The organism is Limimaricola pyoseonensis (assembly GCF_900102015.1).
Classification (GTDB): Bacteria; Pseudomonadota; Alphaproteobacteria; order Rhodobacterales; family Rhodobacteraceae; genus Limimaricola; species Limimaricola pyoseonensis.
Genome location: NZ_FNAT01000018.1, coordinates 1 through 7,472, shown reverse-complemented (window position 1 = coordinate 7,472; position 7,472 = coordinate 1). Strand labels below are relative to the sequence as shown.

Here is a 7,472-nt window from a genome sequence, read left to right as displayed (position 1 = left end):
CGAAGCCCCGCAACCGCGTCCTCATAGCGACGCACAAAATCCGCTGAGCCATACTCCGACCCGAGTTCAGCAGAGAAGCCCTTGCGGCGAAAGCGCCAGCGTCGTTTTCCATGCCGGTCAAAATACGACGATACCCCTGGAAATTCCCTCCTCACCCGCCTGTTCATGCGGCACCGAGCGTGTTGTCCCACTCATTTTCGACGAGAGATGAATCTTCGCCGCTAAGGAAAATGCGAAGACCGCCCCCTGTCAGAATCTCGAACCGGGAAACGGAATATCCAGCTGTTCTGGCAGCTTTCAGTGCCCTTGTGATCTCAGATTGCGATACTTTCGCCTGCGGATTTGCCATTCATACCCCCCTCGCGAGGCAGGGCTCCACGGCTCAGCCTATCACTAAACCGCACGCATCAATGACGTGCGATGATATGCATAAGCGCGCCGGAGCACTGATTCAAATTCGGTTATTCAACCGGAGAAGTCATAGTGACTTCGTCAAGAGCGAGGGCTCCGTGCGTGCCTACCATAAATATATAATAGCTTACCTCTGTCAACCTAATTACGAAGTTTTTCTCCAGTCACAGGAAGTCGCGGTATCTATTGGCCGAATTTCGTGATGACGAAGCAGAAAAAGTTTGGGCAAATATCAATAAGCCTCAGGAAAAAGACAAAATCGCAGCAACGAAAGGGCGAACATCGCGCAGCAGCGACTTGTTGGCACATAGCATTCGGGATCGGCGAGCCGTAGGGTATGAAGCAGGCTGAACATCGCCATGCTACGCCCCAGATGGTGAGGAACCGCGCTGACGCCTGGAAGGCAGAGTAATGCGAAAGATCCGTCTCAAGGCCAGCAAGAGCACAGCTGAAGCGAGATGGCATTCGTCGAAATGTGCCCGCCTGCGAACGTGAAGACGTCGCTCAGTAGCTGTTGGGCTGCGAGACATATGCTTGCCATCGAATACTTAATGTCTGGGTAGAACAGGGACGGCGATACGTGCCCTTAGCTACCGAAGGCCAGGCTGATCTTCGGTCATTGAAGTCACGGGCTTAGTCGGGCTATGTCCTTAGGTAAAAATTTCTCGTTCGCAGGCAGTGGCAAATGCCGAAGCCTCGAACGGTGCTGACGACAGATCGGTAGGTGACAGGTGGCGCAAGGCGTGACGACGGCAGGCACACAAGTGACAGCGCTTGCTCAACGCATCGAAGAAGAGATGCGCAATCAGACATTGTTCAATGGCTACATCGACAAGCTGCAATACCTCATCTCGAACCGTGAAGACTCCGAGCTGAAAGGCCTTCGAGAAAAACTTGAGGCCGTGGGGAGGTCGAGCGAATGGTCGAGTGCAGAGCGTGATCTGCTCGCATTCGAGCAGATGCTTGAGAAATACACTCACTATCAATCTGCACAAATCCTATTCGCAAGATTTCTGCTTCGCATCATGAAAGTCTTCGAGAACAAGATAATGCCAGCGGATTACTCTCTCTCAAGGCGGAGAGTTGACGAAATAATCGAAAAAGAGATAATTGAACCTACCTTGTTCGATATTGATAGCATTGGTGGAAAGGCAGACCTTTTCATGGATGAGGGCGATATCTACGGAATGATAAACTGGCTCGCAGAGCGGTGCCATATTAGGTGGCAGTCATGCTGAATATCTCATACTCGGCAGCTTATGATCCTTATCACACTGCGTTCCGATTTCTGATGCTGCTGCGCGCAAGTTCAGAAGGGCCCAAACCTTATGATTGGCTCAGGATATCAGACTTCTACCTATGCTTTCCAAAGAGGCTATCGGATTTCTCCGCCCCAAGAAAGGTCACGGGGTTGCAGGGACGAATTAGAAGGTTAGTAAAGTCTTTGCCAGACGTCCATTACGCTTCGTTGCCAGAGTCCAGGGATCTGTTCGAGCGAATGAAGGTCATTCAAGACACAGCACTGAGCGCACTCAGCAAGAAAAACTTAGTCAGCTACGATATGTCAGGGGGTCAAAGAATGGTGCGGCTCGGCATCGAAGAGATACCTGAACCACTTTTGAGTGCAGTAAACGGGGCAATCACCAAGAACCAGGCCCTCTTGGAGATATTAGCTCAAGATTTCGTTCAGATTGAAACGCTGGGGATCGGTGGTCTGAAAGATCGTTCCGACCTGGAGGAGTATCAATATGACACCGTTTAACCCCAGGCTCATCGTGCGCAGGCTGAAGATTATGAAGTCAGGCCAGGCTGTTTTTGATGAATATTTTCATTCTGGCCTGAACATCATTAGAGGTGAAAACAGCTCAGGGAAGTCTACCATCATGGACTTCCTGTATTACTCTCTTGGCGGAGATGTGGAGAAGGGGCATTGGCGAGAAGCCGCCGCAAATTGCGATTCGGTAATTGCTGAGATTTCCGTAAACGGCCGGTTGGTAACCCTTATGAGGGAGATCGAGGAAACACCTTTCCAGCCGATGCGTGTCTTCTATGGAACTATTGATGAAGCAGACGCCGCTCCTCTTGGTGCATGGGAAACATACCCCTTCAAGAGGGGAAAGAAGGAAAGTTTCTCGCAGGTTTTGTTTAGGTTCCTTGGCTTGCCTGAGATTGAATACGGCGAGGAGAGCGCAAGGCTCACCATGAACCAAGTCCTGAGACTCCTCTATGCAGACCAGATGAGTTCTGTCGAGAGAATTTTCCGGCCGGTATCGTTTGACCTCGCCATTACACGACAAGCTGTCGGCGATCTACTTTGTGGGGGATACAGCGATACCTACTATAAATCCCTATTGCGCAGGCGTTCTGTAATAGCGTCACTTCAAGACGTTCGATCGAGCATCCAGTTTCTGATAAAGAGCCACAAACGTGATGGTCGCCCAATAACAAAAGAATGGATCGGTGAAGAAGGTGCTCGCATCGAAAAAGAGATATCCGATGTAAACTCGAAGATTGAGAGCATCGAGAAGGAAATTTTCGATACCGAGTTCACCGATCGCCTCAGCCTAAATGACCAAAAGTCCGCATACAGTAGAGTTGTGGAGCTACAGAAAAAGATTGGCTCGGTTGAGGAGAAGATTACGCGCCTGAATCTTCAGATCGCTGACACTGATAGTTATATTGTTTCGATCGAGCACAAGCTTGAGCAGCTCGACCAAGCGAATACCGTAGTCGAGTCTATGGGTGGTCTCGCTTTCGAATTCTGCCCATCCTGTTTTGCGCCTGTCGAAGATCATTCGGTCGACGGCGGATGCAATCTTTGCAAGTCGACTCACTCGTCAGAGGAAACAAAAAGACGAGTTCTGAAACTTGTTAACGAATATTCCCGGCAGCGCAAGCGAGCCCAGAGTGTCCAAGAAGATCGCCGAGCTGAACTTCGTGCCAATAAAGCGACGATTGAGGAGCTAAAGTCTCTTTGGAAAAACGCGGGTTCACAGTATGAAATTTCTCTTAGAACGCCAACGAGTGAGATGCGTAGTCGCCTCCGGGAACTGAATAGGCAGGCTGGCTACCTATACCGAGAGCAGGAAGAGCTCGCGTTCTTTGGATCGGTGGTCGAGGAACTAAATTCGCTGTCGAAGCAACGCGAGGACTTCGAGACCGAGCTTGCTGTGCTCGATGATGTGATTGAAGGAGAAAAGATTAAGCAGACCCGCAGACTGAGAGAAGCGCGTATCGGGATTGAGGCAATGGTGCTTGATTTTCTTCACCGGGATCTTTCTCGACAGATCACCTTTGAGCTGGCTGAGCACGTATCATTCGAGTTTGACGCTGATCGACTTTCCGTCAACGGAGAATCGTTCTTTTCGGCAAGCTCCATGGTTTATCTGCGGAATAGCTTCTTTGCGTCGTTCCTGTTTGCAGCAGCGAACGATCCCGATTTTCTGCACCCCCGATTCTTAATTATGGATACTGTCGAGGATAAGGGTATGGAGCCTGAGCGAAGCATGAACTTTCAGAGACTCCTCCGCGATAAATCCGCAAATGCTGTTTCAAGCCATCAGATTATCATCGCCACGTCAATGATTGCTCCAGAATTGGACAACCCTGACTATACGGTTGGTAAGTTCTATACGCATGAGCGCAAGACATTGGCGCTCCAGAAATGAGGAACCCGAAGATTCATGAGCGGAGTCCTGATGGTTTTTGGAGTGCCGCTGTGAATTGGGAGGTGCTCGGCGCGGTTGGTCGGTCGCGCCTCGCGGCAATCTCAATTCTTATGCCATTTATCGGTTACGCTATTCTTTACAACGACCAGGTAATGAAATTTCTTGAGAGTGTCGGCTTGCACTCTTTTCCTGCCCCCACTCGGGACATGATCTCTGCGCCGGACGATCGGTCTTGGGGCAAGTGGCTTGAAGGAGTTCTGGATCTAAGCGTCATCGCCCGGCTTAACTTTCTTTACGTAGGTTCATTCTTGCTGGGGCTGGGGACCATTGTATTCAAGATCATTGCCCCCAGCACCATCCAGCAGCACAGCTCCATCGAGGCATTTTTTAACAGCGAGCTTGAGCGTGCATCCGCGAGAAGGCTCCGGACAATGGTCCGGACAATTCGACACCGACGCCCTCAGGTTGCTGCCAATCTCATAAATGCGGCGCCGTGGCTGGATAGGGAGAAGAGAACACTCAAGATCGCGTATGCGGAAATGCGGGAGCAAGGCGACAGTCAAATTCAAGCCGATGTCTTGAGTAGTTTTTACAATGTTGAAAGCCGTTACTACCGTCGCGCGGGCGCGTTCTCAGTTGCGGCTATCTATGTTTCGGCCTTTTCTCTCATCTCCATTCCTGGACTGTGTTTTACCCTTCAGGTTCTGCTTTCGATGCTTCCGTAGCGATCGGCATTGTTGCAGAATTTAGGCTTGAGGCGCAGGTGCCCCTTTCCCCATTGAGGTTATGCCACGCGAGCGATCTCGGCGGTGCCGAGGGCTGAGAAGCGGTTCATGAGGGCGGTGCGGATGTGGACCTCGTCGGTCTGGCGGTCGGGGTCTCTTGCAGCGATGCGCTCCCCGAACGCCTTCAGGCATCGCATCTTGGCTTCGACACGGCTGCGGAGGTGGTAGCCTGTCCACCGCTTCCAAATGTCTCGACCAAAATGCCGTGTCGCCCTTAGGATGTCGTTGCGGGCCACGGCTACCGGGCCGTCCTCTTTCCAAGGTCGTCTATTCTTGCGGATCGGGATGATCGCCGTGGCTTGGCGTTCGATGATCGCGGTATGGCAACAACGCGTGTCATAGGCGCCGTCGGCGGTCACGGTGTCGATCGGCTCGTCGTCGGGGATCTGCTCGAGCAGGTCCGGCAGGACCGGGCTGTCGCCGTCGCGGCTGGGAGTGAACTCGACGGCGCGAATGCCAGACGTGGCCATGTCCATCGCCAAGTGGACCTTCCGCCATTGGCGACGGCCCTGCGTCCCATGCTTGCGGGCCTGCCACTCGCCGTCGCCGAGGAACTTGATCCCGGTGCTGTCCACCAGCAGGTTCAGCAGGCCATTGGCCCGCCGATACGGGATGTCGACGGCCAAGCTCTTCTGCCTTCGGCACAGCGTCGAGCAGTCCGGAACCGGCCAGTCCAGCCCTGCCATCCGCAGCAAGCTGGCCACCATCCCAGCCGTCTGTCTCAGCGGTAACTTGAAAAGGACCTTGATCGACAAGCAAAACTGAATGGCACCCTCGGAGAACACCGGGGGACGCCCCGGCCGCCCCTCATGCGGTGCGAGCCACATCATCTCCCGGTCCAGCCAGATCAGCAGAGAGCCGCGCTTCCGAAGCGCGGCATTGTAGGCGGACCAGTTCGTCGTGCGGTAGCGGGCAGGCGGAGGCTTCGTCATGCCACCCATCTAAGCAGCTGCTTCGTGGTGTGAACCGTAAGGTCGGGAGTTCTGCAACAACGCCGTAGCGATCCATCCAAGCATTTCTTCGGAATCTGATTTTTTCCTCTGTGTGAGAAACACGTGATGGGCTTGATACTTTTTGTATACTGCCTTGAGCAGTTCAGTCGACAAAGGCAATGATGCGCGTTCCGGGCGACAATAACTGGTAAGTCTCCATTCATGAGCGGACGATTTTTTCCGTGCGCCATCGGTTCATTCTCGACCCAGAAGCACTGTTAGCGTGCTCGGCTTTTTTCCGCGAATGCCTGTTGTGCGGTTCGTCTTCTGGGCTGATAGATGTTTGTCTATAGTGATCGAACTGAGAATGTTCGCCATCATAAGTTATTAAATTTGCAAGAGAGTTGCAGTCCTGGCGGATTTGTAACCATAAAAAACTGTCTATCTATTTCATGCGTATAGGCAATAAAACGACGAACCTTGGGGTTAGGTTCGCCAATATTTGTTCAAGGTATGTTCGGAGCGCCCGGTCACAACCAGAGTGGCGAGGAGGCGGTGTGGAGCTTTCCTTTCTTGGTTTTGTGCTGCCGTCACATTGAGGCAGCCCACATCCAAGGAAAGGGTGCCAGCTCTCGGGAAGGAAAAAGTGTGAGAACACTTCAGTCGAATTTTCCGCTTGTCCGGTCTTCCCAGCTTGACGCGCACCTATCGCGCGAGGTCACCAAGGAGCCAACCAGTGCCCACCAAAAAATCGTCGGAATTTCGACTTCAGGCCACCGCTATCCTTGCGATCCGTCACGGCCGTGAATTGGCGGATGGATTGTCAACGATGCGCGATGTTCCGATTGGCGATCTGTCATTGTCTGCGCTGACGGGGCTGCTCAGGCGGCTCGCTGATGGCGAGGTAACCGACGGACGGGATCTTATCACCCTCGAAGTATTGCAGCGCGGCCTTTTGGAGCGAACAGCCAGCGGGGTGCTTGGCACGAAAGTCGAGCCCAGCATCATCGGCCACGACGAAGACGGTGAGATGTGGGGGTATGTCGAAGTATACGTTTATACTGAACGCGGAAAGCAGGCAAAACGAGTATTGGAGGCGTTGGAGAATTTCTTGGCTGTCCGTCAACGGCTTCTCGATCAAGCTGCCGCAGCCAAGCTGATCACGCGCCTCGTGCGCTAATCTTCGCTCGAGCGGTGTCTCCTTGTGGAGACATCGCTCGATAGCTTGTCTGAGTTCAAAGGTTGGGCCGTGCTGTGTTCATTCAGATAGTTCGTATTGTGCGTCCCTTGCCTATATAGCTGCTATCGCAGCCTCGTGATCGCACCGCTGGCCAACGTGGGCCGGCTCACGTCCTGAGTATAGCGCATCACCTCTGCAAGGGTGCGGTGGCCGGTGACGGCCATGATTTCGTGCGGTGGCGCCCCGGCCTCTGCCAGGCGTCTGGCGATCGCGCGCCGTAGACCGTGCGAAGTGCATTTAGGCAGACCCGCTTCGTCGCACCATTTCCGCATCTTGTTGCCCAGACCGTTTGGAGACCGACTTTTTCCGCCTGCGGTTTCCAGGAAGGTGAAGGCCTGATCGGGGCAAGCGTCGATAACCGCTTGGAGTTCAGGATGGATGGGTATGTCGATCAGAACGCCCCCGCTGTCTTCCGTCTTCAGCCGCCGATAGCGCA

At 53.3% G+C, this 7,472-nt stretch carries 8 protein-coding genes; 5 read left to right on the top strand and 3 right to left on the bottom strand.

From position 1 onward, the window contains the following. Positions 1-163: 163 nt before the first annotated feature. Positions 164-349, bottom strand: a complete 186-nt coding sequence (locus tag BLT43_RS19030) for a hypothetical protein (RefSeq protein ID WP_131802698.1) — start codon at positions 347-349, stop codon at positions 164-166. 805 nt (positions 350-1,154) lie between these two features. On the opposite strand from BLT43_RS19030, the gene BLT43_RS19025 reads away from it, so the two are divergent. From BLT43_RS19025 to BLT43_RS19010, 4 genes are read left to right on the top strand one after another with little or no spacing between them, the layout of a single operon-like run. Further along, positions 1,155-1,649 carry an ABC-three component system protein gene (locus BLT43_RS19025; RefSeq protein WP_131802697.1) on the top strand — a complete coding sequence of 165 codons (495 nt, stop codon included), beginning with the start codon at positions 1,155-1,157 and terminating at the stop codon, positions 1,647-1,649. Then, entirely contained in the window at positions 1,643-2,173 is a 531-nt protein-coding gene (locus tag BLT43_RS19020) for an ABC-three component system middle component 5 (RefSeq protein ID WP_131802696.1), read from the top strand. Before BLT43_RS19025 ends, BLT43_RS19020 begins: the two co-directional genes overlap by 7 nt. Continuing rightward, on the top strand, positions 2,160-4,079 hold the full coding sequence (locus BLT43_RS19015) for an ATP-binding protein (RefSeq protein ID WP_131802695.1): 1,920 nt from the start codon (positions 2,160-2,162) through the stop codon (positions 4,077-4,079). The genes BLT43_RS19020 and BLT43_RS19015 overlap by 14 nt, the downstream gene beginning before the upstream one ends. 50 nt (positions 4,080-4,129) lie before the next feature. Beyond that, on the top strand, positions 4,130-4,804 hold the full coding sequence (locus tag BLT43_RS19010; RefSeq protein WP_131802694.1) for a hypothetical protein: 675 nt from the start codon (positions 4,130-4,132) through the stop codon (positions 4,802-4,804). A 59-nt stretch (positions 4,805-4,863) separates the two neighbouring features. Here BLT43_RS19010 and BLT43_RS18605 read toward each other — a convergent pair whose 3' ends face one another. Continuing rightward, positions 4,864-5,796: an IS5 family transposase gene (locus BLT43_RS18605; RefSeq protein ID WP_090115366.1), complete on the bottom strand. Its 933-nt coding sequence runs from the start codon at positions 5,794-5,796 to the stop codon at positions 4,864-4,866. 736 nt (positions 5,797-6,532) lie between these two features. Between BLT43_RS18605 and BLT43_RS18600 the strand changes: the two genes are divergently transcribed. Continuing rightward, entirely contained in the window at positions 6,533-6,976 is a 444-nt protein-coding gene (locus tag BLT43_RS18600; protein ID WP_131802693.1) for a hypothetical protein, read from the top strand. Positions 6,977-7,098: 122 nt separating this feature from the next. On the opposite strand, the gene BLT43_RS18595 is transcribed toward BLT43_RS18600, so the two are convergent. Then, the coding region (locus tag BLT43_RS18595; RefSeq protein ID WP_165612671.1) for a tyrosine-type recombinase/integrase at positions 7,099-7,472 on the bottom strand (374 nt) is incomplete at its 5' end.